Here is a 22,466-nt window from a genome sequence, read left to right on the forward strand (position 1 = left end):
CAGGGCGAACGGATTTTGAGGTAGGAATACAATGGCCAATCTTGTCCTTGCTGAAACCGCTGGCGATGCCATCGCTGATGCAACTCTCGCGACTGTCACCGCTGCTGCCCAGCTTGGCGGCGATGTTCACGTGCTGGTCGCCGGGTCTGCGGCCGCCGCAGATGCCGCCGCAAAGATCGTTGGCGTGTCGAAAGTTCTCCATGCCGTCGATGCAGCCTATGCGAACAGCCTTGCCGAAAACGTCGCGCCGCTGATCGCGGGGCTGATGGACGGCTATGACGCGGTGCTCGCGCCGGCCACCACCACCGGCAAGAACGTGCTGCCGCGCGTCGCCGCGATGCTCGATGTGATGCAGCTGTCGGATATTATCGCGGTGGACGGCCCCAAGGCCTTCAAGCGCCCGATCTATGCCGGGAACGCCATTGCGACCGTCGAATCCTCTGATCCGAAACTGGTCATCACCGTACGCACCACCGCGTTTGAAAAGGCGGCTGCCGAAGGCGGTTCAGCCAGAGTCGAGGCGGTTGCAGGCGCAGGCGATGCGGGGATTTCGCAGTTCGTGAAGCTGGACGCGGTGAAGAGCGACCGCCCCGAGCTGACCAGCGCCGGGATCATCGTCTCGGGTGGACGCGCGCTGAAGGACGGGCCGACGTTCGAGCAATATATCACCCCGCTCGCCGACAAGCTGGGCGCCGCCATCGGTGCCTCGCGCGCGGCAGTGGATGCGGGCTATGTGCCCAATGATTACCAGGTCGGGCAGACGGGTAAAATCGTTGCGCCGGAACTCTACGTCGCGGTCGGCATTTCGGGCGCGATCCAGCATCTGGCGGGCATGAAAGATTCCAAGGTGATCGTCGCGATCAACAAGGACCCCGACGCTCCGATCTTCCAGGTGGCAGATATCGGCCTTGTGGCGGATCTGTTCACCGCAGTGCCGGAGCTGACGGAGAAGGTTTGATGCATAAACTTTATCCCACCTCCGAAGCCGCCCTTGACGGCTTGCTGAAAGACGGTCTGTTTGTCGCTTCGGGCGGGTTCGGCCTGTGCGGCATTCCCGAACGGCTGCTCGATGCGATCCAGGCGAGCGGGGTGAAGAACCTGACCTTCGCCAGCAACAATGCAGGGATCGACAATGAAGGCATCGGCAAGCTGCTGCGCACCAAGCAGGTGTCGAAAATGATCTCCAGCTATGTCGGTGAGAACAAGGAATTCGAACGGCAATATCTGGCGGGCGAGCTGGAAGTCGAATTCTGTCCGCAAGGCACTTTGGCCGAACGGATGCGCGCGGGAGGCGCGGGTATTCCCGGCTTCTACACCAAAACCGGTGTCGGCACGCAGGTGGCCGAGGGCAAGGAGCACAAGGATTTCAACGGTGAAACCTACATCCTTGAACACGGCATCTTCGCCGACCTGGCTATCGTCAAGGCGTGGAAAGCGGACGAGACAGGCAATCTCGTCTTCCGCAAGACCGCGCGCAATTTCAACCAGCCCGCCGCCACCTGCGGCAAGGTATGCGTGGTGGAAGTCGAGGAAGTGGTGCCCGCAGGCGCGCTCGACCCCGACAGCATCCACCTGCCCGGCGTCTTCGTGCAGCGCATGATCGTGGGCGCGCCGTATGACAAGAAGATCGAGTTCGTGACCACGCGGGAAAGGGAGACCGCATAATGCCCTGGACCCGCGATGAAATGGCCGCCCGCGCCGCCAAGGAGCTGCAAGACGGCTACTACGTCAATCTCGGCATCGGCATTCCCACGCTGGTGGCAAACCATATTCCCGAAGGGATGCAGGTGACGCTGCAAAGCGAGAACGGGATGCTCGGCATCGGCCCGTTCCCCTACGCGGACGAAGTGGATGCCGACCTCATCAATGCGGGCAAGCAAACCATCAGCGAACTGCCGCACAGCGCCTATTTCGACAGCGCGACCAGCTTCGGCATGATCCGTGGCGGGCATATAGACCTGACGGTGCTGGGCGCGATGGAAGTGGCGCAGAACGGCGATATCGCCAACTGGATGATCCCGGGCAAAATGGTGAAGGGCATGGGCGGCGCGATGGATCTGGTTGCGGGCGTCAAGAAGATCATCGTGGTGATGGAACACACCAGCAAGCATGGTGACCCCAAATTCATCCCCGAATGCACCCTGCCGCTGACCGGCACCAATGTCGTTGACATGATCATCACCGATCTCGCCGTGTTCCACCGGCCCGACCATGACAGCCCGTTCCGGCTGATCGAAATGGCCCCCGGTGTAACCGCCGAGGAAGTGGCGGCGAAGACCACAGCACACTACGTCAGCTGATCGACCCTGCTCAACAAGATTTCAAGGATTCTAGGATGATCAAACTTAGCGTTACCACCCGTGATGGGGAGAGCAGCGAAATCTCGGTCGAAGAAGGCCTGACACTGATGGAAGCCATTCGCGACAACGGCTTCGATCAGCTGCTGGCTCTTTGTGGAGGTTGCTGCTCCTGTGCAACGTGCCATGTCCATGTCGATCCCGCCTTCGCTGAAAAGTTGCGTCCCATAAGTGACGATGAGGACGACCTGCTCGAAAGCTCGGACCATCGCGACGGGGCTTCGCGCCTTTCGTGCCAGATCAGGCTCGACGCGTCACACGATGGCATCAAGGTGCGCATCGCCGAAGAGGATTGATCATGGAGCACTACGACGCCATTGTCGTCGGCACCGGACATGGCGGAGCACAGGCTGCGCTGGCGCTGCGCCAGAACGGGTTTACGGGCAGCATCGCGATGGTCGGCCGCGACAAGGAGCCGCCTTACGAGCGTCCGCCGCTGAGCAAGGAATACCTCGCGCGGGAAAAGGAGTTCGAACGCATACTGATCCGCCCGGCAAAATTCTGGGAAGACAAGCAGATCGATTTGCTGCTCGAAAGCGAAGTGGTGGTCATAGATGCGCAGGCGAAGATCATTTCTCTGCATGATGGTCGCATGCTGGAATACAGCGAACTGATCTGGGCAGCCGGGGGGTCGCCGCGAAAGCTTACTTGCTCTGGCGCCGAGCTGGCTGGTGTGCATGCCGTGCGCGACAAATCCGATGTCGACGCCATTATATGCCAGCTTGACAATGGCGCGAGGCGGGCGGTCGTAATCGGGGGCGGCTATATCGGCCTTGAAGCTGCGGCGGTGTTGCGCAAGCTCGGCTGCGATGTCGTTCTGCTCGAGGCGCTGGATCGCGTCCTCGCACGCGTCGCCGGCGAGGAACTGTCCCGCTTCTTTGAGAACGAACACCGTCGCCAGGGTGTGGACCTGCGACTCGGCGCTCTGGTCGATTGCATTGAGGGCGACGGCAGCCGGGTCACTGGCGTCAAGCTAGCAGACGGCGAAGTCATCGCTTGCGATATCGTGATCGTTGGGATCGGAATCGTTCCTGCGGTGGGTGTCCTTGTGGATGCTGGGGCCAATGCACCAAACGGCGTGGCCGTAGACGAATTTTGCCGCTCCAGCCTGCCGCATGTACATGCAATCGGCGACCTTGCGCTTCACGCCAACAGCTTTGCCGAAGGCGCGATGATCCGGCTGGAAAGCGTGCAGAACGCGAATGACATGGCGAACACGGCAGCCAGGGATATTTGTGGCAATCCGGTGCCTTACGAGGCCACACCATGGTTTTGGTCCAACCAGTATGACTTGAAGCTCCAGACGGTTGGTCTTTCTGTCGGCCATGACCAGACTGTGCTGCGCGGCGATCCCGCTACCCGCAGCTTCTCGGTAATCTATCTAAAGGCAGGCAAGGTCGTTGCACTCGACTGCGTCAATGCGATGAAGGACTACGTCCAAGGCCGCAAGCTGGTGGAAGCGCGCGCAGAAGTCGCGCCTGAACTTCTGCGGAATGCCGATCATCAACTAAAGCACTGTGTATGAACGTGATCCACGCCAGAGCGCCTCGGCAGATCCAGCTGCTAAAGTCTATTGGGGGCAACAAGGGTGGCCGAAATTTATTTGGAATTCAAACAGGCATTTCTGAAACAGTGTGTTAGGTGACCTTTTCGAGACTCCCCCCCCGCGCTGCTACTACTTAAAACATTGATATAAAGTAATAAGATGGGCCGCTAAAATCCTGCAGAATTGCTTCATTCCGCGCCCATTTCGGTACCGTAGAGAACCTGGGAAAACCTTGATTGCGCGCCGGAATGGAGAGTTTCTCTCCTCGCCATCTGGGCGGCACGGGATGAGTGTTTGGTTGTTGGCTTAGAAACCGAACATCTCGTGCTGATCGGGCCAGCCGGGCCCTGTCAGAGCAAATGGACAAGTGGCGCAACTGGAGCAATGGGGGGTGGAAAGCTACGCCCGCTAAAGCTAGCCAGCCCGCTCCGCTATTTCCACTCGTCTCCAGAGATCATCCGCCTGGTTGTGATGCTGTATGTCCGCCTCCCGCTGATCCTGCGGTATGCTGAAGACCTGCTTGCCGAGCGCGGGATCGACATCTGCCACGAGACTGTGCGGTATTGATGGAACTGGTTCGGCCCGCTGTTTGCTGCCGATGTTCGCCGCCAGCGGGTGAGCCGGATGAAGGGCTTCAGGCAGTGGAGATGGCACCTCGACGAGGTCTACGTAAAGATCAACGGCGAGATGCATTACCTGTGGCGAGCAGTCGACCAGGAAGGCGAGGTGCTGGAGAGCTATGTCACCAAGACAAGGGACAAGCAGGCAGCGCTGAGCTTCATGAAGAAGGCGCTGAACGTCACGGCTCACCTGAGACAATCACCACCGATGGGCTGCGTTCCTACAGGGCGGCAATGACCGAGCTCGGGAACCCCGACATGCAGGAGGTGATGCTCTGGGCCAACAACCGGGTGGAGAACAGCCACCTGCCGTTCCGACGACGAGAGCGGGCAATGCTGCGGTTCCGGCAGATGCGATCGCTACAGAAGTTCGCATCGGTCCATGCCAACGTCCACAACCACCTCAACCTCGAACGCCACCTGATCGACAGAGAAGCCTACAAGAACCCCGCTCAGCCGCACTGGCTCACTGGCAGAATGTTATGGCCTGATCTCACAGCGGGTAAGGGATAGCTGCGCCGACCAGAGACACGTTGCGGTTAGACTGACAGCACCCTCAATCCACCATGCGCCGCCGACCGCCGGAGTAAGTAGCGCACACAGGAGTCATCGCTTTGCCATCTCACAATGCTCAGTAGGTTCGAACACACGCTATCGGCCTTCACGATCACAATTGTGCATGGACGTAGCGCGTGAGGCGCTTGCGAACCCGGCCCTGTGTCCGGAAGGTGGAACCACGCAGCGCTGATGCTCGCGAGGGCAACAGGAGAGATCAAAGCCCGACTTAACGCGATCACAGGGTGCGGCGACGACAAGTCATCTGCAGGCGGAAAATGGCGCCGTCGGCACTACCCGTCGTCTGCCGGTGCCACGAGCTCGATATGCGACACGTCCAGCGCTTGGGCGATCTCATAGATGGTCACGATGGTCGGGTTACGCTCACCGCGCTCCAGATCGGAGAGATATTGCTGGGAGAACCCCGAGCGCTCGGCGAGCTGTTCCTGTGTCCACCCTTTTGCCTTGCGGAGCCGGGCACAGTTATCGCCAACAAGTTTCCGCATATCCATGCCAGAAACCATTGGCGATGTGCCGCGGTCTTATTTATCAACTATAGTGTGTATTCGCATGATCGAACCCGGTCGCTCGACCTCAATAGCCTGCTCGAACTGGCTGGCTACGATCCTGTCACCACTCTGATCGTCCGCCATGCGCCCGTTGAGAAGGATCTGACGCGTGTGCTCCCATGGCTGGTGGTGGAGCGCCCTGATCTCTGGCTGGCGTACCAGCGGATCCAGTGGGCCAGTTTCGAGAAGGCAATGGCGCGGGCAAGCCATATCGCTTCGTTCATTGGCCTTGAAGCTGCATCGGCCACATTTGCAGGCTTCTACACCATCGGCGATTGGGAGGTGCTCGATCATGAGGGGTACCGAACATTCCCTGGCAATGCCGAGCTCGAAAAACTGGGAATGACGGGTCGCCGCGAAGACATGCCCGACTGCCTCGCATTTGATCTGCAACCAAAGCCTTTCCATGATGACTGGATCGGCAGGCTCTCGGTTACCTGGCCGCCGCCCTACCAGCAGTGGTGGCGCTGGGGAGGGCGGGGCGCCATTCCGGTATCCTCGATCGCTACCGACAATCTCTTCACCGTTGCTGTTCCCGACTGGCGCGACATTGTCCTGTCATGGGCCGAGCTTGGCAGCATGCCATCCTCGTGGAAGGCGGCGCTTGCGCAGTGGCGCGGGGTGTATTTCATTCACGACCGGGCCCGCAATGCAGGGTATGTCGGATCGGCCAGCGGCGCNCGATATTGCTGGTGTGATCGCCTGCGCTGACCTTGAAGACGTAGCAGAGTTCGTGGGCAGAGCGGTAGAAGTTGCCCATGCCCGGATCCTTGACCCAGACGATCAGGTTCTTTGTTTCAAGAAATATCCCATCGGCTGCCGCGAACATGTAAGGTGCCGCCCGCCAATCGGTGAACACATAACAGAGGGCACCTGCAAGACAATGCGGTGCCACAGCAGCAAACGCTGGACGGATCAGTGTAGCGCCGAACTCGGGGAGTGGGACATCACCTGCCCCCGCCAGGAAGTCATCGTGTTTGACCCTGCCATTGCCCGAGACGTTGTTCTTGATACGGCACCCATAAGGCGGATCGGTCAGGACCATCCGGACGAGTTCGCCATCCAGTAACCCGGCGATCAATTCGCTGTTGCGGCAGTCACCGACTGCAAGCTTGTGATCACCAATTGACCAGCGGTCGCCGGTGCGACACACCGGAACGGCCTTGTCATCAAGCAGTTCGACGCTGTCTTCGTCGACAACGTCATCATCGAATGAGAGAAGGCCATCGATCTCGAACGTGTCGAACCCTGTGAGCTCAACATCGTAGCCGAGCTCGATCAGACCCGAGAGTTCCGAGCGCAGCAGTTCCTTTGACCAGCCGGCGGCCTCAGCGAGCTTGTTGTCTGCGATGATATAGGCCCGCCTTTCAGCCTCGCTCATCTGCCCCAGGCTGATTACTGGAACGTGGGTCTCACCGCTCTGGATAGCTGCTTCAAGGCGTCCGTGGCCGGCAAGCAGGTTGCCACCATCATCGATAAGCAGGGGGTTGGTCCAGCCCCTGGTCTCGAGGCTTCTTTGCAGTTTCCGGATTTGAGCGCGCGAGTGCGTCCGGGGGTTGTCCGAATACGGCTTAAGATCATCAACCGAGCACCACCGGATGCTCAGCTCGGTAAACTGCGGGAAATTTGATTTGGGCATAGCAAGCCACCTTTCGAAAAGCGTTTCAATCACGTTTTCTGTGGTGGGTTTGCGTCTTTGGACGTCAGATCAAATACAGAACAGTCTGGGAAGAGGCAACCCGAAACTTGCTCGATTGCCATGAGAAACTCGGGGACTTCCCGGCAAGGGCGTCAATCTTCCCAGCAACCCAAACATGGGAAACGGCCGACAAAGCACGGAAATCTGCGGCTTGCGTCTTCCCGGAACGCCTCATCACGTGCCGGACTAGCCGGTTTTCCCACTACTTTCCCACGGACATGGGAAAATTACGCAGAGAGCGGTTCGCAGCAGACCGACTGCTCCGCCAAGCACCCGAGGCCATGCATCAATTTCGGTTGGCTATCGCTGCCACCCGTGCCGATACTTGCGGTTCTTGCAGGAGTTCATCGAGCGGGGCGGACAGTCTGCGACGCCAATTGGGATGTTCGGTTGTGGTACCCGGCAGATTGGGCTGTTCGGCCTCTGCCAGCAAGTCCTCCAGCGGCGCGATGGCGAGCAAGGCGGGCGTTTTGGCGACATGATCGAGGGCTGCAATAACAACAGGTTCGGGATCATCAGGGGCTGGCCGCGGCCCCTCGGCCATTGTCGACCACAAAAGTCCCCGGTCCCAGTCCCGAATCTCTTCGGCCTTCTGACGGTCAACATCGTCGGGCAGACGACCGAGCGTGTCGGCCCAATCAAGATCGCGTCCGCGCCACCATCCGGCGACCGTCGGCGTATCGTGCGTTCCGGTCATTGCCACGCTGTTGGCCGGATAATCGCTTGCGCCGATGAAACCGTTATCGGCGGCGCGCTCAAACCACAGGACCCGCATTCCCAGCATGTTGCGCTCGGAAACGGCCTCGGTGAACCCATGCGGACTGGTGCCCAGATCCTCGGCGATGATCAGCGCTGAAGCGCGGTGGGCTTCGAGTGTGACCAGACGCAAGAGATCGTGAAACGGATAGCTGAGATAGGCGCCCTGCGCCGAACTGCCGCCAGCGGGAATGACCCACAGACGCGCAAGGCCAAATGCATGGTCGATCCGCAGACCGCCTGCGCTGCGCAGCGCCGATCTCAGCATGGCGATCCACGGGGAATAGCCGCTGCTACGCAGGCCGTCGGGGGAAAACCCCGTGATCGACCAGTTCTGCCCGAGCGGCCCTAACGGATCCGGCGGAGCGCCGATCGTGAGGCCCTGCAACATGGTATCAGGCATCGACCAGCAATCGCTGCCGCCGCAATGCACGCCAACGGCAAGGTCGGTGACGAGGCCTATCGCCATGCCTGCGGCGGTCGCTTCGCGCTGCGCTGTGTCCAGTCCTTCGCGGGCCAGCCACTGCGCGTAGAGGTGGATTGCCACTTCCTCGCTGTTTTCCGACGCGAAACGTTGCACCGCCGCGCTGTCAGGACTCCTGTACTCCGCCGGCCATGCGCGCCAGTCGGCGCTGCCAAGGGCGCGGAAGTGGCAATAGAGCGCGTCGAACAGCGCGTGCCGGTGCAAGGCCGGGCCTTCGTCCGCGCTCGCCGCTTTTATCAACGCACGCTTGTCCGCGCCGAGAGCGGCAAAGCTCTTGCGCAGCGCGGCGAGCCGGCCTGGCATGGCCTTGGGCCAGTCGATGAGTTCTGCGGTTTGCGGGCTGCTGTCGAGGGGCGGCAGACCCAGAAGCGCCGGATCGCCCATCGCCGTGTTGAGGAAAGTCCGGCTGGAAGGCGAGTAGGGGCTGAAATCCTCGCCCACCCCCGGAAACAGGGCGTGCACCGGATTGATCGCCACGGCACCGCAGCCCAGACGGCCAAGCGTTTGGACGGCACCTGCCAGTTCGCCAAATCCGCCGAAGGCTTGCGCTCCCTCTCCGCGCAAAGCCGGGATCTGGATCGAGGTGCCCCAAAAGCGCCGCCCATCGCCGGTGGGTAGCGGGCACTGGCGCGGCGCGACTGCCAGACGGAGGTGCTGGCGATCAATGGCCATGTCGTAATAGCCGGGCTTGAAGATAGGGGCCAACTGGCCGTCCGTGATGGGCAGCACTTCGCGCGTGCCGTCTTCGTCCGTTAGCTCGGCGCTGATCGCGCGTGTGTGCATAGGTGTCGGCAATCCCGCATCGGTTACCACCATGGGCGGAAGGCCGTTACCGCGCTCGGCAAGCCGTGCAAGGCTCGCCTTGATCTGGCGTGTGCTCGTGGTCTCATGGCCCAGCGCATCCAGAATGGCGGTCAATGCATCGTCGTCAACCTGCTGATCGCATCCATCGACATCCCGCCAGTGGCGCGCGAGACCCGCCGCCGCCGCCAGTTCGTGCAATTCGGGATTCGTCGCTTTGGCCATAGCGCCATCAACATCCCGCCCAGCCTAGGGTTTGGCAACCGTCTGGCGCGCCAAATGCGGGCATGAATACGAAGGCATAGACAAATCTGCGGTTGCTATCCGCACGGCACACAGACTAGTCTGCGGCAGGGCAAGGGTAATCCAAATCAAGCCTGAAATCTGCGGGGGCCGCCTTCGGCTCGCCGTGCCAATCGTGTCCAGGAGTCTGTGGTTCGTGCAAATCAGTCCCAATCCCGAGGCCGAACTGCTCGAAGCGCGAATTCTTGACGTTCTAAGGCACCGGGTCGGTAAAGACGAGCGCGCTGCCAAACCGCATGACTGGTTTAACGCCGCCGTATTGGCGCTCCGCGACGATGTGATCGATCGCTGGATGGAATCGACCCGCAAGACCTACGAGGCTGATGGTAAGCGGGTCTATTACCTCAGCCTTGAATTCCTGATCGGTCGCCTGCTTCGCGATGCCATGACCAATCTCGGGCTGGTGCGCGAGATGGAACAGGCGCTGCGGGGGCACGGGCTCGATCTATCCGCCTTGGAAGAGCTGGAGCCTGACGCTGCTCTGGGTAATGGCGGGCTTGGCCGTCTGGCTGCATGTTTTATGGAAAGCCTCGCCAGCCTCGATATCCCCGCTTACGGATACGGCATCCGTTATGTGAACGGGATGTTCCGCCAGCGCGTAGACGATGGCTGGCAGGTGGAACTGCCGGAAACCTGGCTGGCACATGGTAACCCGTGGGAATTCGAACGGCGCGAGAGTTCCTACAGGATCGGCTATGGCGGCGAGGTCATCGCCGATGGTGACGCTGTGGCATGGCGGCCCGCCGAGCAGGTTGAAGCCACGGCGTTTGATACCCCGGTCGTCGGTTGGCGCGGGAAGCGGGTCAATACGCTGCGGCTGTGGAGCGCCAGTGCGCTCGATCCGATCCGGCTCGATGCGTTCAACGCGGGCGATCACCTTGGCGCGCTGGCTGACCAGATGCGCGCGGACAGTCTGGTGCGGGTGCTGTATCCGGCGGACTCCAGTCCGGCCGGGCAGGAACTGCGGCTGCGGCAGGAATACTTTTTCACGTCGGCTTCAATCCAGGACATTTTCCGCCGCCATATGCAGCATCACGGCGATGTCCGCACTTTGCCAGACAAGGCGGCGATCCAGCTCAACGATACGCACCCGGCTGTCGCCGTGGCTGAGATCATGCGCATCCTGATCGACATTCATGCGCTGGGGTATGATGAGGCATGGGATATTACGCAGCGGACCGTCGGCTACACCAACCATACCCTGCTGCCTGAAGCGCTCGAATCCTGGCCGCTGCCGCTGTTCGAGCGGCTGCTGCCGCGCCATATGCAGATCATCTATGCGATCAATTCCCGCGTGCTGCGTGAAGCGCGCAAAATCGGCATGGATGACGCCGAGGTCTCGGCGATCTCGCTGATCGACGAAGGTGGAGACCGCCGGGTGCGGATGGCCAACCTTGCCTTTGCCGGCGCGCATAGCGTCAACGGGGTTGCGGCGCTGCACACCGATCTGATGAAAAGCACGGTGTTTTCCAGCCTGCACAAGCTGTACCCCGGCAAGATCAACAACAAGACCAACGGCGTTACGCCGCGCCGCTGGCTGCAACAGTGCAATCCCGGGCTGACGGCAACGCTGCGCGATGCGATTGGCGATGCCTTCCTCGACGATGCAGAGCAGCTTGTTGCGCTCAACGCGGTGGCGGGTGACGCAATTCTCGGTGAACGTATTGCCGAGGTGAAGCGTGCCAACAAGGTGGCGCTTGCCGCCCATTTGAAAGACCTCACGGGCATCCGCCTGAACCCCGACGCTCTGTTCGATGTTCAAGTCAAACGCATTCACGAATACAAGCGGCAACTGCTCAACCTTGTCGAGACCGTCGCGCTCTATGACCAGATCCGCAGCCACCCGGAGCGCGATTGGGTGCCGCGGGTGAAAATTTTCGGCGGCAAGGCAGCGTCGAGCTATCACAACGCCAAGCTGATCATCAAACTGGCCAACGACATCGCGCGGCGGATCAACGCCGACCCGTCGGTTGGCGGCGTGCTCAAAGTGGTGTTCGTCCCCAATTACAATGTCAGTCTGGCCGAGCGGATCATTCCGGCCGCTGACCTGTCCGAACAGATTTCGACCGCCGGGATGGAAGCCTCGGGCACGGGCAATATGAAGTTCGCCTTGAACGGCGCGCTGACGATCGGCACGCTCGACGGGGCCAATATCGAAATCAAGGATCGTGTCGGAGACGAGAATATCGTGATCTTCGGCCTGACTGCGGATGAAGTCGCCGCGCAGCGGGCGAACGGTTATGACCCGCGCGCGCTGATCGAAGGCAACCGCGAGCTGCACCAGGCGGTGGAGGCGATTTCTTTGGGCGTATTCTCGCCAGACGACCCGCATCGCTACACCGGCTTGATGGACGGGCTCTACAACAGCGACTGGTTCATGCTCGCCGCCGATTTCGAAAGCTACGCCGCCGCGCAGCGCGACGTCGAGCGTCGCTGGCGCGACCAGCAAGGCTGGCGCAAGAGCGCAATACACAACATCGCCAATGTCGGCTGGTTTTCGTCCGACCGCACCATCGCGGAATATGCGAAGGATATCTGGAAAGTCTGAGGCTCATGAAGCCATCGGGAGAGGCTATTGCTGCGTTGCTGGAAGGGACCCACGCCGACCCCTTCTCGCTGCTTGGCGTTCACGACGGGCCGGACGGTTCTTTCGCCCGGGCGGTGTTGCCCGGGGCAGAAACCGCAGAGGCGCATGACCTCTCGGGCAAGAAGCTGGGCAAGCTGAAGCGCAGCGATGATCGCGGCCTGTTCGAAGGCAAGGTCAAAGGTGCCCGCCAACCGGTCAAATACCGCTGCACTGCAGGCACGCACGAATGGTGGGTGACCGATGCCTACAGCTTCGGCCCGGTGCTGGGCCCGACCGACGATTTCCTGATCGCCGAAGGCACGCATCTGCGCCTGTTCGACAAACTTGGGGCGCATCTGATCGAGCATCAGGGCGCGAGCGGCGTCCACTTCGCCGTCTGGGCACCCAATGCCAGGCTCGTCAGCCTGGTCGGTGACTTCAACGATTGGGATCATCGCCGCCACCCGATGCGTCTGCGCGTCGATATCGGGGTGTGGGAGATCTTCATTCCGGATATCGGCGCCGGTCGGGCCTACAAGTTCAGGATTGTTGCAGCCGATGGCACTGTGCTGCCGCTCAAGGCCGATCCCTATGCCTTCGCCGCCGAACTGCGCCCCGCCACCGCATCGGTAACCGAGCAGCCAGCCAAGCCCGATTGGGGCGACGCCGCGCACCGCGCGCATTGGGCCAGTGCCGACGCCCGCCGCGAGCCCATGTCGATTTACGAGGTTCACCCCGGATCGTGGCAGCGCGACGAGAATGGCTGGTTCCAGACGTGGGACACCATGGCCGAGACGCTGATCCCCTATGCGGCTAAGATGGGCTTCACCCATATCGAGTTCCTCCCGGTCAGCGAGCATCCCTACGATCCGAGCTGGGGTTATCAGACCACCGGGCTATACGCTCCGTCAGCGCGGTTTGGCGGGCCTGACGGGTTCGCGCGGTTCATCGACGGTGCGCACCGCGCGGGGATTTCGGTGCTGATCGACTGGGTTCCGGCGCACTTTCCCGTCGACGAACACGGGCTGGCCCTGTTCGATGGCACTGCGCTTTACGAACACGAAGATCCCCGGCTCGGCTTTCATCCCGACTGGAACACGGCGATTTACAATTTCGGGCGGCGCGAAGTGGCCAGCTTCCTTGTCAACAACGCACTGTTCTGGGCCGAGCACTACCATGTCGATGGACTGCGCGTCGATGCGGTCGCCTCGATGCTTTACCGCGATTACAGCCGCAAGGACGGGGAATGGATTCCCAACGCGCAAGGCGGCCGTGAAAACTGGGAAGCGGTCGATTTCCTGCGGCAGATGAACACGGCGCTGTATGGCAGCCACGCCGGGATTGTGACGATTGCCGAGGAATCGACCTCATGGCCCGGAGTCTCCAAGCCGGTGCATGAAGACGGTCTTGGTTTCGGGTTCAAGTGGAACATGGGTTTCATGCATGACACGCTGCAATATATGGCGCGTGATCCGGTGCACCGGAAATTCCATCACGACGAGATCACGTTCGGGCTGGTTTATGCCTTCAGCGAAAATTTCGTCCTGCCGCTCAGCCATGACGAAGTCGTTCATGGAAAGGGCTCGCTGCTCAGCAAGATGAGCGGGGACGACTGGCAGAAATTCGCCAATCTGCGCGCTTACTATGGGCTGATGTGGGGCTATCCTGGCAAGAAGCTGCTGTTTATGGGACAGGAATTTGCCCAGCGCCGCGAATGGAGTGAGGAACGCGCGCTCGACTGGGAACTGTTGGATAGCCCCGCACACGCGGGCGTGAGCCGCTTGGTGCAGGATCTCAATCACCTCTATCGCGAAAAGCCGGCGCTCCATGCACGCGACTGCGAGGCAGAGGGCTTCGAATGGCTGGTGGTTGATGATGCTTCTGCCTCGGTCTTCGCGTGGCTCCGCAAGGCCCCCGGCGCGCCGCCGATTGCGGTCGTCAGCAATATGACGCCGGCGCTCCACAGCCACTACCGGTTGCCATTGCCCTGCGATGGGACGTGGCGCGAAGTGCTCAACAGCGATGCGGAGATTTATGGCGGCAGCGGCCAGGGGAACCTTGGCGCGATCAAGGTAGAGCATGGCGCAGCGCAAATCGTGCTGCCGCCGCTCGCAACGGTGATGTTCGAATTTGCAGGATAACAAACGCCAGAATGGCGTGAACCGGGAGAGAGTAGGTATGGTCGAGATACGACAATCGCCGCTGGCGCGTGATGCAATGGCCTATGTTCTGGCAGGCGGGCGCGGAAGCCGCCTGCTCGAATTGACGGACCGCCGGGCCAAACCGGCCGTCTATTTCGGCGGGATGTCGCGGATTATCGATTTCGCCCTGTCAAACGCGATCAATTCGGGCATTCGCCGTATCGGCGTCGCCACCCAGTACAAGGCGCACTCGCTGATCCGGCATATGAACCGCGCCTGGAACTTCATGCGGCCCGAACGCAATGAAAGTTTCGACATCCTGCCCGCCTCGCAGCGCATTTCTGAGCAGCTTTGGTACGAAGGCACAGCGGATGCGGTGTACCAGAACATCGATATCATCCAGTCGCATATGCCCAAATACATGGTCATTCTGGCGGGCGATCACATCTACAAGATGGATTACGAGCTGATGCTGCAACAGCACGTCAATTCGGGCGCGGATGTGACGGTGGGCTGCCTTGTCGTGCCGCGCGAAGAAGCGACTGGCTTCGGCGTGATGGCGGTCGACAAGAAGGGTGTGATCACAGATTTTGTCGAAAAGCCTGCGGACCCGCCCGCCATTCCCGGCGATCCCGACCATGCCCTTGCTTCGATGGGGATCTACGTTTTCGAGACCGCCTTCCTGTTCGAACAGCTGCGCCGCGATGCAGCCACGCCGGGGTCAAAACGCGATTTCGGCGGCGACATCATCCCCTACATCGTCAAGCACGGCAAGGCGGTGGCCCACCGGTTCACCGACAGTTGCGTCCGCGCTGCCGAGCAGATCGAGGAATACTGGCGCGATGTCGGAACGCTTGACGCCTATTTCGATGCCAATCTTGATCTGACCGACACCGTCCCCAAACTCAATCTGTACGATCGCGATTGGCCGATCTGGACTGACCAGATCGTCGCAGCTCCGGCCAAGTTCGTCCATGACGAGGAGGGCCGCAGAGGCCACGCGATCTCCTCGCTGATCAGTCAGGATTGTATCGTTTCGGGCGCGGTGGCGCAGCGCAGCTTGCTGTTTACCGGCGTCAAGATGGGCAGCTTTTCCAGTGTCAATGAGGCGGTGATCCTGCCGCACTGCAACATTGGTCGCGGTGCGCGCCTCAACCGGGTCATCCTCGACTCGGGGGTTCGCATCCCCGAGGGTATGGTGGTCGGCGAAGATCCGGAGCTCGATGCCAAGCGGTTCCGCCGCAGCGAGAGCGGCGTATGCCTGATCACCCGCGCCATGATCGAGCAACTCAAGGCCTGACGATGGCGCTCAACGTCCTCTCGGTCGCTTCCGAAGCGGTGCCTTTGGTCAAGACTGGCGGGCTGGCCGATGTCGCGGGCGCGCTCCCTGCCGCGCTCGCGCCACATGGGGTGCGATTGACAACGCTGCTCCCGGGCTATCCGGCGGTGATGCGGACGGTCAAGCGCGGCAAGGTGCTGCACACCTATGACAGCCTGCTGGGCGAACCGGCGCGGCTGCTTTCCAGCAAGCTCGGCGATCATCCAATGATCGTGCTCGACGCGCCCGGGTTCTATGCCCGCGAAGGCGGCCTCTATGGCGATCCGGCAGGCAAGGACTGGGACGACAATTGGCGCCGCTTTGCCGCGCTGGGCCGGGCCGCGGCGGACGTTGTCGGCGGGATGGTCAAACTGCCAAAGTTCGATCTGCTCCACGCGCATGACTGGCAGGCCGGGATGGCGCCTGCCTATCTGCGCTTCGCGCCTGTTGCCGGAAGCGCGCCCGTGCCTTCGGTGATGACCGTTCATAACATGGCCTTTCAAGGCTATTATGCGCGCGAGGTGTTCAAGTATCTGGGCCTGCCAAAGCGGGCTTGGGCGATCGACGGGGTCGAGTATCACAAGGGCGTCAGCTTTCTCAAAGCGGGGATGGAAGCGGCGAGTGTCATCACCACGGTCAGCCCGACCTACGCCCGCGAGATTCGGAGCGCCGAATTCGGCATGGGCTTGGAAGGGCTTGTCGTCAGCCGCGGTGACCGCGTGCGCGGGATCGTCAACGGCATCGACCACGCCGAGTGGAACCCGGCCCATGACGCGCAGCTTCCCGCGAATTTTACCGCGCGATCCCTTGGCAAACGTGCCGCCAACAAGCGCGCACTCGAAGAAGAATTCGGGCTGGAGCCGGGCGATGGCCCGCTGTTCATCGTCGTCAGCCGCCTGACCTGGCAAAAGGGCATGGACGTGCTGCTCGAAGTGCTTGACCATCTGGTGGGGATCGGCGGCAGGCTGGCCCTGCTGGGTTCGGGCGACCGCGCGATGGAGGCCGAACTCGCCGCCGCCGCAGCGCGCCATCCCGGCCGGATCGGCGTGCGCATCGGTTATGACGAAGGCCTGTCGCACCGTATGCAGGGCGGCGGCGATGCTATCCTCGTGCCGAGCCGGTTCGAACCCTGCGGGCTGACACAACTTTATGGCTTGGCCTATGGCTGCGTGCCGGTGGTGGCGCGGACTGGCGGGCTGGCCGACACTGTGATCGATGCCAACCTTGCCGCAATCGCGGCGGGTGCGGCAACCGGTGTGCAGTTCTCCGGAGTCGACTATCCCACGCTTGCAGCAGCGGTCAGCCGGACAGTGGCGCTCTATCACCAGCCAGACGTGTGGCGGGCGATCCAGCGCAACGCCATGAAGGCCGATTTCTCATGGAACAGTAGCGGCAGCGCCTATGCCGAGCTTTATCGCGAATTGGTGAGTGCACAATGACGGCAATAACCCACGCTACCACGCCCATTGCCGGACAAAAGCCGGGCACTTCGGGCTTGCGCAAGAAAGTCCGCGTGTTCCAGCAGCCCAACTATGCCGAAAACTTCATACAGGCGACGTTTGACGCGGTCGGGGCTCCGGCTGGTTCAACGCTGGTGATTGGCGGCGACGGGCGCTTTCACAACCGCACCGTCATCCAGATTGCGATCCGTATCGCGGCTGCCAACGGCTATGGCCGGGTTCTGGTCGGCCAAGGCGGCATTTTGTCTACGCCTGCTGCCAGCCATGTGATCCGCAAATACGGCGCGAACGGCGGCTTGATCCTCTCGGCCAGCCACAATCCCGGCGGGCCCGAGGAAGATTTCGGGATCAAGTACAACATCGCCAATGGCGGCCCCGCGCCCGAAGCGGTGACCGAAGCGATCTATGCCCGGACACAGACCATCGAGCGCTGGATGGCGGTCGAGGCAGCCGACATCGATCTCGATACGCTGGGCAGCTGCGAAGTTGGCGGCATGGCGGTCGAAGTCATCGATCCGGTTGCCGACTATGCCGCGCTGATGGAGGAGCTGTTCGATTTCGATGCGATCCGGCAGGCGGTGGCAGGCGGCTTCACCATGGCCTTCGACGCCATGAGCGCGGTGACCGGCCCTTATGCGACCGAAATCCTCGAACGGCGGCTGGGCTTTGCGCCGGGAACGGTGCGCAATGGCCAGCCGCTGGAAGACTTTGGCGGCGATCATCCCGATCCCAATCTGGTCCATGCCAAAGCGCTCTACGATCTGATGATGGCGCCCGATGCGCCCGACTTCGGCGCAGCCTCGGACGGTGATGGCGACCGCAACCTGATTATTGGCAGGCACCGCTTCGTAACGCCTTCGGACTCCCTGGCGATGCTCGCCGCCAATGCCCACCTTGCGCCGGGCTATGCGGGCGGGCTTAAGGGCATTGCCCGCTCCATGCCGACAAGTGCTGCCGCAGACCGCGTTGCAGAGGCGCTGGGCGTGCCGTGTTTCGAGACCCCGACCGGATGGAAATTCTTCGGCACGCTGCTCGATGGCGACAAAGCGACGATTTGCGGCGAAGAAAGCGCCGGAACCGGTTCTGACCACGTTCGCGAAAAGGACGGGCTCTGGGCCGTGCTGCTATGGCTCAACATTCTGGTGGTGCGGAAAATCGGCGTTGATGCGCTCGCCCGCGAACATTGGGCCAGGTTCGGGCGCAATTACTACGCCCGCCACGATTATGAAGCGATCGAGACCGCACGCGCTGATGCTTTGATGGGCCAGCTGATCGCATCGCTGCCCGGCTTGCCGGGCAAACGTTTCGGCGAGCTGACCGTTAGCGAAGCGGACAGCTTTGCCTATACCGATCCGGTCGACGGATCGACCAGCGCCAACCAGGGCATTCGGGTGTTGTTCGCAGGCGGTTCGCGTGTGGTGTTCCGCCTTTCCGGCACCGGCACCGAGGGCGCGACGCTGCGGGTCTATCTTGAACGCTACGAACCCGTAGGCGGTGATCTTGATCGCGACACGCCGGATATGCTCACCGGCCTAATCGCGGCGGCAGAGGCAATCGCCGGGATTGCGCACTATACCGGCCGCACCAGACCCGACGTCGTGACGTGACGCGCGAATACGGCGCGCGAGCGGGCAAAAACAAAACGCACTTCGCCGTCCGTTCGCCACTCGCATTGGCAGTCTGGCTCTGCCTGTTTGATGGAGAGGCCGAAACGCGCATTGCGATGCAGCGTGAGGGCGATGACTGGCTCGCCCACCTTCCCGGAAATCTTGCTGGCCAACGCTATGGCTACCGCGCCGAGGGCGAATGGGCACCCGAGCGCGGGCTGTGGTTTGATCCTGCAAAGCTGCTGGTTGATCCGCACGCGCTGGAGCTTGACCGGCGTTTCGTCCAGCACCCCAGCTTGGGCGTCTATAGGGCGGATACGGCGGCATTGGTGCCGCGCGCTTTCGTTCCCGGCGCCATGCCCAATGTGCGGCGCCGCAAGCCGCGCTTTGTGCGCGGCGGACTGATTTACGAAATCAACGTCCGCGGCTTTACCATGCTCCATCCGGACATTCCCGCAGCGCAGCGCGGCACCGTGGCGGCGCTGGCGCACCCTGCGGTGGTGGCGCATTTGCGCAAGCTGCGGGTCAGCGCAGTCGAGCTGATGCCGGTTACGGCCTGGATTGACGAGCGACACCTGCCGCCGATCGGCCTCACCAATGCCTGGGGATACAACCCGGTGGTGCCGATGGCGCTCGATCCGGGCCTGTGCCCCGGCGGGGTCGCGGAACTGCGCGAGACCGTGGCCGCGCTGCACAAGGCAGGCATCGACGTGATCCTCGACCTTGTGTTCAATCACACCGGCGAAAGCGATTGCCAAGGCGGTGTGCTTTCGCTGCGCGGGCTCGACAATGCCGCCTACGCCCATGCCGCTGATGGCACGCTGATCAATGATACAGGCTGCGGCAACACGCTCGATTTCGCCAATCCCGCCGTTCGCGCGCTGACCTTGGCAACCCTGCGGCACTTTGTGCGCCGCTGCGGGATCGACGGCTTCCGGTTCGATCTGGCAACGATCATGGCGCGTGGGCCGGGCTTTTCGAAAGATGCACCGATATTTGCCGAACTGGCCGACGACCCCGTGCTCGCCGACCGCATACTGATCGCCGAGCCGTGGGACATCGGGCCAGGAGGCTACCAGCTGGGCCAATTCCCGCCCGGCTGGCTCGAATGGAATGATCTCTTTCGCGACGATGTGCGCCGGTTCTGGCGCGGCGACGGCGGGATCGGAGCGCTGGCCACACGGCTCGCCGGTTCGTCTGACCTGTTCGGAGGTGACTGCCGGAGCGTCAATTTCCTCGCAGCGCATGACGGCTTCACGCTGGCCGATACCGTCTCCTATGCCGAGCGGCATAATCACGCCAATGGAGAGGACAACCGGGACGGCCATGGCGAAAACCACTCATGGAACTGCGGTGTGGAGGGGCCAACCACCGATCCTGAAGTCATAGCGCATCGAAGCGCCTATCAGCGCGCCCTGCTCGCCACGCTGTTCGCCTCGACCGGCACGATCATGCTCACCGCCGGTGACGAGTTTCGGCGCAGCCAAGCGGGCAACAACAACGCCTATTGCCAAGACAATCGCACCGGCTGGGTTGATTGGGCCGGGCGCGATCACGAACTGGAGGACTTCGTGGCACGTCTGGCGCGCGACCGCCAGCGCCGCGACGCCGCGCAGAACCGCTTTCCCGAGCCCGGCATATGGCAGAGGCTAACGGGCGGCGAAATGACTATAGCGGACTGGGAAGAGCCTGAAGCAGACGGCTTTGTGTTTCATCCAGCCGACGAAGATTCGGAGCACTTCCTTGAGGTGTCGCGCAGGGCAAAATCTGCCGCTTGGAAGCGCAAATGATGGCCCTGCCAGAGCAAATGCACCTGATTGGCGGATGATGTATGCGCGTTTTGCGCCAAGTGCTCAGGCGCTCGCGCGCCGCCGCAACGCCATTGCCCAGACCGCCGCATTGGCCGCCGCCAGGGCCGCCATCAGCACCGCGAAGGTCGTCCCCGGGCCGTCTGCACTGGCATATCCGATCGGCGAGAACACCAGATAGAGACCCACCACGCAGGACAGCAGGGTAAATGCGGTGGGGCGGGCAAAGCGCCACTCTGTCATATCGACCGCGTGCCGGTCTGCCGGCACATAGGCTTCGGCGCGCGGGCGCCAATATCCTGCCGCCAGCATGATGCCGATCTCGAGCACGAACAGCACCGCATATTGGTGGATGAAGTGCAGCGTCACCACATCATCGAAGACGAAGCGCAGCAAACCATAGGTGATGACGTGGAACACGATCACCAGCTTCGCTCCCAGCGCCGGAACGCGCGTGGTGAACAGTCCGATGATCACGATCACGACGGTTGGGATGTTGTAGAAGCCGGTGAAGACGCGCACCACCTGCCACAGCCCTTCCTCGGCAAAATAGAGCATGGGCGCGACCGCGAAAGAAAACAGCGCGATCACGACGCTCGCAATTTTTGCCACCCGCACCAGATGCGCATCGCTGGGCGGATTGCGCAAAGCGGGCGCGTAAATGTCGAGCGTGAACAGTGTCGCTGCGCTGTTGAGCAGCGAGTTGAACGAGCTGAACACCGCGCCCAGCAGCACAGCGAGGAAAATCCCGCCCAGATAGGCGGGCAGCAGATCGGCGACCAGTCGCGGATAGGCCTCGTCAATCGAGGCGAAGCCGGGGCCGTAGAGGTGGAAGGCGATCACCCCGGGGATCATCATCATGAACGGCACCAGCACTTTGAAAAAGCCCGATGCGAGCACGCCCTTCTGCCCCGCCGCGAGCGACTGCGCGCCCAGCGCCCGCTGGATCACATACTGGTTGGTGCACCAGTAAAACAGATTGGCGAAGATCATTCCGGTAAAGATCGTACCGAATGGCGTCGGATCATCCGCGCTGCCAATCGCGTTCAGTTTTTCCGGATGATCGACCAGCAGGCGGTTGAACCCTTCGGCAAGGCTGCCTTCGCCCAGCGCGATCAGGCCGAGAATGGGCACCAGCGAGCCTATCACCAGTAGGCCGATCCCGTTTAGCGTATCGGACACAGCCACCGCGCGCAGCCCGCCGAACACGGCGTAGGCCGCGCCCGTCACGCCGATCACGACCACTGTCGCCACCAGCGCGGGGAACAGGTCGAGCCCAGTCATGGCGGGCACATCGAAGAAGCGCATCACAGCCAGCGACCCCGAATAGAGCACCGAGGGAATGGTGACGAAGCCGTAGCCGAGCATGAAAAGCAGCACCGACATCCGCCGGACGCTCGCATCGAAGCGTTCGGCAAGAAATTCGGGCAGGGTGGTGAAGGCACCGGCGAGATATTTGGGCAGGAACAGAAATGCCATCGCCACTGTCGCCACCGCAGCGGTCACTTCCCACGCCATGCTCGACAGGTTGTAGCCATAGGCCGAGCCATTGAGGCCGATGAGCTGTTCTGCCGAAAGGTTCGTCAGCAACAGCGATCCGGCGATAAACCCCGCCGTCAACCCGCGCCCGGCGAGAAAATATCCGTCGCGCGTCTCGGCTCCTCCGCGCGTTTTCAGCCAGCTGATCCATGCAATGGCGGCCATCACCGCGATGCAGGTTACGAGTGTGAATGTGATCGATCCGCCCATGGCGCAATTGCTATCGCATTATGACAGCGTTGGACATACCCTTTTTTCGGCTCCAATCAGTGTCGCAGAGTTTGCCATTTCTGCGCGTCATACAGCCGCCAGACCTGCTTTCAACAACGCGAAGACC

The 22,466-nt window shown here is 61.7% G+C and carries 14 protein-coding genes and 2 pseudogenes; 12 read left to right on the top strand and 4 right to left on the bottom strand.

The window, feature by feature from the left end; genetic code table 11:
• The first annotated feature begins 31 nt into the window (after positions 1–31).
• The 6 genes and pseudogenes from GC121_RS08350 (at position 32) to GC121_RS15705 (ending at position 5,036) form a co-directional block, all read left to right on the top strand.
• A complete protein-coding gene (locus GC121_RS08350) occupies positions 32–958 on the top strand; it encodes an electron transfer flavoprotein subunit alpha/FixB family protein (protein ID WP_151973841.1) in 927 nt (308 codons plus the stop codon).
• Positions 958–1,665, top strand: a complete 708-nt coding sequence (locus tag GC121_RS08355; protein WP_151973843.1) for a CoA transferase subunit A — start codon at positions 958–960, stop codon at positions 1,663–1,665. The genes GC121_RS08350 and GC121_RS08355 overlap by 1 nt, the downstream gene beginning before the upstream one ends.
• Positions 1,665–2,300, top strand: coding sequence for a CoA transferase subunit B (locus GC121_RS08360; protein WP_151973845.1), 636 nt, complete (start codon positions 1,665–1,667; stop codon positions 2,298–2,300). The genes GC121_RS08355 and GC121_RS08360 overlap by 1 nt, the downstream gene beginning before the upstream one ends.
• Before the next feature lie 35 nt (positions 2,301–2,335).
• The gene (locus GC121_RS08365; RefSeq protein ID WP_151973846.1) at positions 2,336–2,653 is read left to right on the top strand and encodes a 2Fe-2S iron-sulfur cluster-binding protein; all 318 of its coding nucleotides are present in this window, start codon (positions 2,336–2,338) and stop codon (positions 2,651–2,653) included.
• A 2-nt stretch (positions 2,654–2,655) separates the two neighbouring features.
• A complete protein-coding gene (locus tag GC121_RS08370; RefSeq protein WP_151973847.1) occupies positions 2,656–3,882 on the top strand; it encodes an NAD(P)/FAD-dependent oxidoreductase in 1,227 nt (408 codons plus the stop codon).
• 708 nt (positions 3,883–4,590) lie between these two features.
• A pseudogene (locus GC121_RS15705) lies at positions 4,591–5,036 on the top strand (transposase).
• Between the two features lie 335 nt (positions 5,037–5,371).
• Here GC121_RS15705 and GC121_RS08380 read toward each other — a convergent pair.
• The 3 genes and pseudogenes from GC121_RS08380 to malQ form a co-directional block, all read right to left on the bottom strand.
• Complete coding sequence (locus tag GC121_RS08380) at positions 5,372–5,590, bottom strand: helix-turn-helix domain-containing protein (RefSeq protein ID WP_151973848.1); 219 nt, start codon at positions 5,588–5,590, stop codon at positions 5,372–5,374.
• Between the two features lie 738 nt (positions 5,591–6,328).
• Positions 6,329–7,286 (bottom strand): annotated as a pseudogene (locus tag GC121_RS15865) (ParB N-terminal domain-containing protein); the annotation flags it as partial.
• A 346-nt stretch (positions 7,287–7,632) separates the two neighbouring features.
• A complete protein-coding gene (gene malQ / locus GC121_RS08395) occupies positions 7,633–9,612 on the bottom strand; it encodes a 4-alpha-glucanotransferase (RefSeq protein WP_151973851.1) in 1,980 nt (659 codons plus the stop codon).
• A 214-nt stretch (positions 9,613–9,826) separates the two neighbouring features.
• On the opposite strand from malQ, the gene GC121_RS08400 reads away from it, so the two are divergent.
• From GC121_RS08400 to glgX, 6 genes are read left to right on the top strand one after another with little or no spacing between them, the layout of a single operon-like run.
• Entirely contained in the window at positions 9,827–12,238 is a 2,412-nt protein-coding gene (locus GC121_RS08400) for a glycogen/starch/alpha-glucan phosphorylase (protein WP_199857807.1), read from the top strand.
• Between the two features lie 5 nt (positions 12,239–12,243).
• A complete protein-coding gene (gene glgB / locus GC121_RS08405; protein WP_151973852.1) occupies positions 12,244–14,397 on the top strand; it encodes a 1,4-alpha-glucan branching protein GlgB in 2,154 nt (717 codons plus the stop codon).
• 37 nt (positions 14,398–14,434) lie between these two features.
• On the top strand, positions 14,435–15,697 hold the full coding sequence (glgC, locus tag GC121_RS08410; protein ID WP_151973853.1) for a glucose-1-phosphate adenylyltransferase: 1,263 nt from the start codon (positions 14,435–14,437) through the stop codon (positions 15,695–15,697).
• 2 nt (positions 15,698–15,699) lie between these two features.
• Positions 15,700–17,154: a glycogen synthase GlgA gene (glgA, locus tag GC121_RS08415; protein ID WP_151975667.1), complete on the top strand. Its 1,455-nt coding sequence runs from the start codon at positions 15,700–15,702 to the stop codon at positions 17,152–17,154.
• Entirely contained in the window at positions 17,151–18,782 is a 1,632-nt protein-coding gene (locus tag GC121_RS08420) for an alpha-D-glucose phosphate-specific phosphoglucomutase (RefSeq protein ID WP_151973854.1), read from the top strand. Before glgA ends, GC121_RS08420 begins: the two co-directional genes overlap by 4 nt.
• Positions 18,779–20,572, top strand: a complete 1,794-nt coding sequence (gene glgX / locus GC121_RS08425; RefSeq protein ID WP_151973855.1) for a glycogen debranching protein GlgX — start codon at positions 18,779–18,781, stop codon at positions 20,570–20,572. The genes GC121_RS08420 and glgX overlap by 4 nt, the downstream gene beginning before the upstream one ends.
• Positions 20,573–20,635: 63 nt before the next feature.
• Here the strand turns inward: glgX and GC121_RS08430 are convergent, their stop codons facing one another.
• Positions 20,636–22,339, bottom strand: coding sequence for a solute:sodium symporter family transporter (locus tag GC121_RS08430; protein WP_151973856.1), 1,704 nt, complete (start codon positions 22,337–22,339; stop codon positions 20,636–20,638).
• Between the last annotated feature and the right edge of the window lie 127 nt (positions 22,340–22,466).

It is taken from the genome of Erythrobacter sp. EC-HK427, assembly GCF_902498745.1.
Taxonomy (GTDB): domain Bacteria; phylum Pseudomonadota; class Alphaproteobacteria; order Sphingomonadales; family Sphingomonadaceae; genus Alteraurantiacibacter.

Bases quoted from the DNA above. Each gene is read 5' to 3' on its own strand.
- GC121_RS08350 (WP_151973841.1), top strand. From the start codon at position 32: ATGGCCAATCTTGTCCTTGCTGAAACCGCTGGCGATGCCATCGCTGAT.
- GC121_RS08355 (WP_151973843.1), top strand. From the start codon at position 958: ATGCATAAACTTTATCCCACCTCCGAAGCCGCCCTTGACGGCTTGCTG.
- GC121_RS08360 (WP_151973845.1), top strand. From the start codon at position 1,665: ATGCCCTGGACCCGCGATGAAATGGCCGCCCGCGCCGCCAAGGAGCTG.
- GC121_RS08365 (WP_151973846.1), top strand. From the start codon at position 2,336: ATGATCAAACTTAGCGTTACCACCCGTGATGGGGAGAGCAGCGAAATC.
- GC121_RS08370 (WP_151973847.1), top strand. From the start codon at position 2,656: ATGGAGCACTACGACGCCATTGTCGTCGGCACCGGACATGGCGGAGCA.
- GC121_RS08380 (WP_151973848.1), bottom strand. From the start codon at position 5,590: ATGGATATGCGGAAACTTGTTGGCGATAACTGTGCCCGGCTCCGCAAG.
- malQ (WP_151973851.1), bottom strand. From the start codon at position 9,612: ATGGCCAAAGCGACGAATCCCGAATTGCACGAACTGGCGGCGGCGGCG.
- glgB (WP_151973852.1), top strand. From the start codon at position 12,244: ATGAAGCCATCGGGAGAGGCTATTGCTGCGTTGCTGGAAGGGACCCAC.
- glgC (WP_151973853.1), top strand. From the start codon at position 14,435: ATGGTCGAGATACGACAATCGCCGCTGGCGCGTGATGCAATGGCCTAT.
- glgA (WP_151975667.1), top strand. From the start codon at position 15,700: ATGGCGCTCAACGTCCTCTCGGTCGCTTCCGAAGCGGTGCCTTTGGTC.
- GC121_RS08420 (WP_151973854.1), top strand. From the start codon at position 17,151: ATGACGGCAATAACCCACGCTACCACGCCCATTGCCGGACAAAAGCCG.
- GC121_RS08430 (WP_151973856.1), bottom strand. From the start codon at position 22,339: ATGGGCGGATCGATCACATTCACACTCGTAACCTGCATCGCGGTGATG.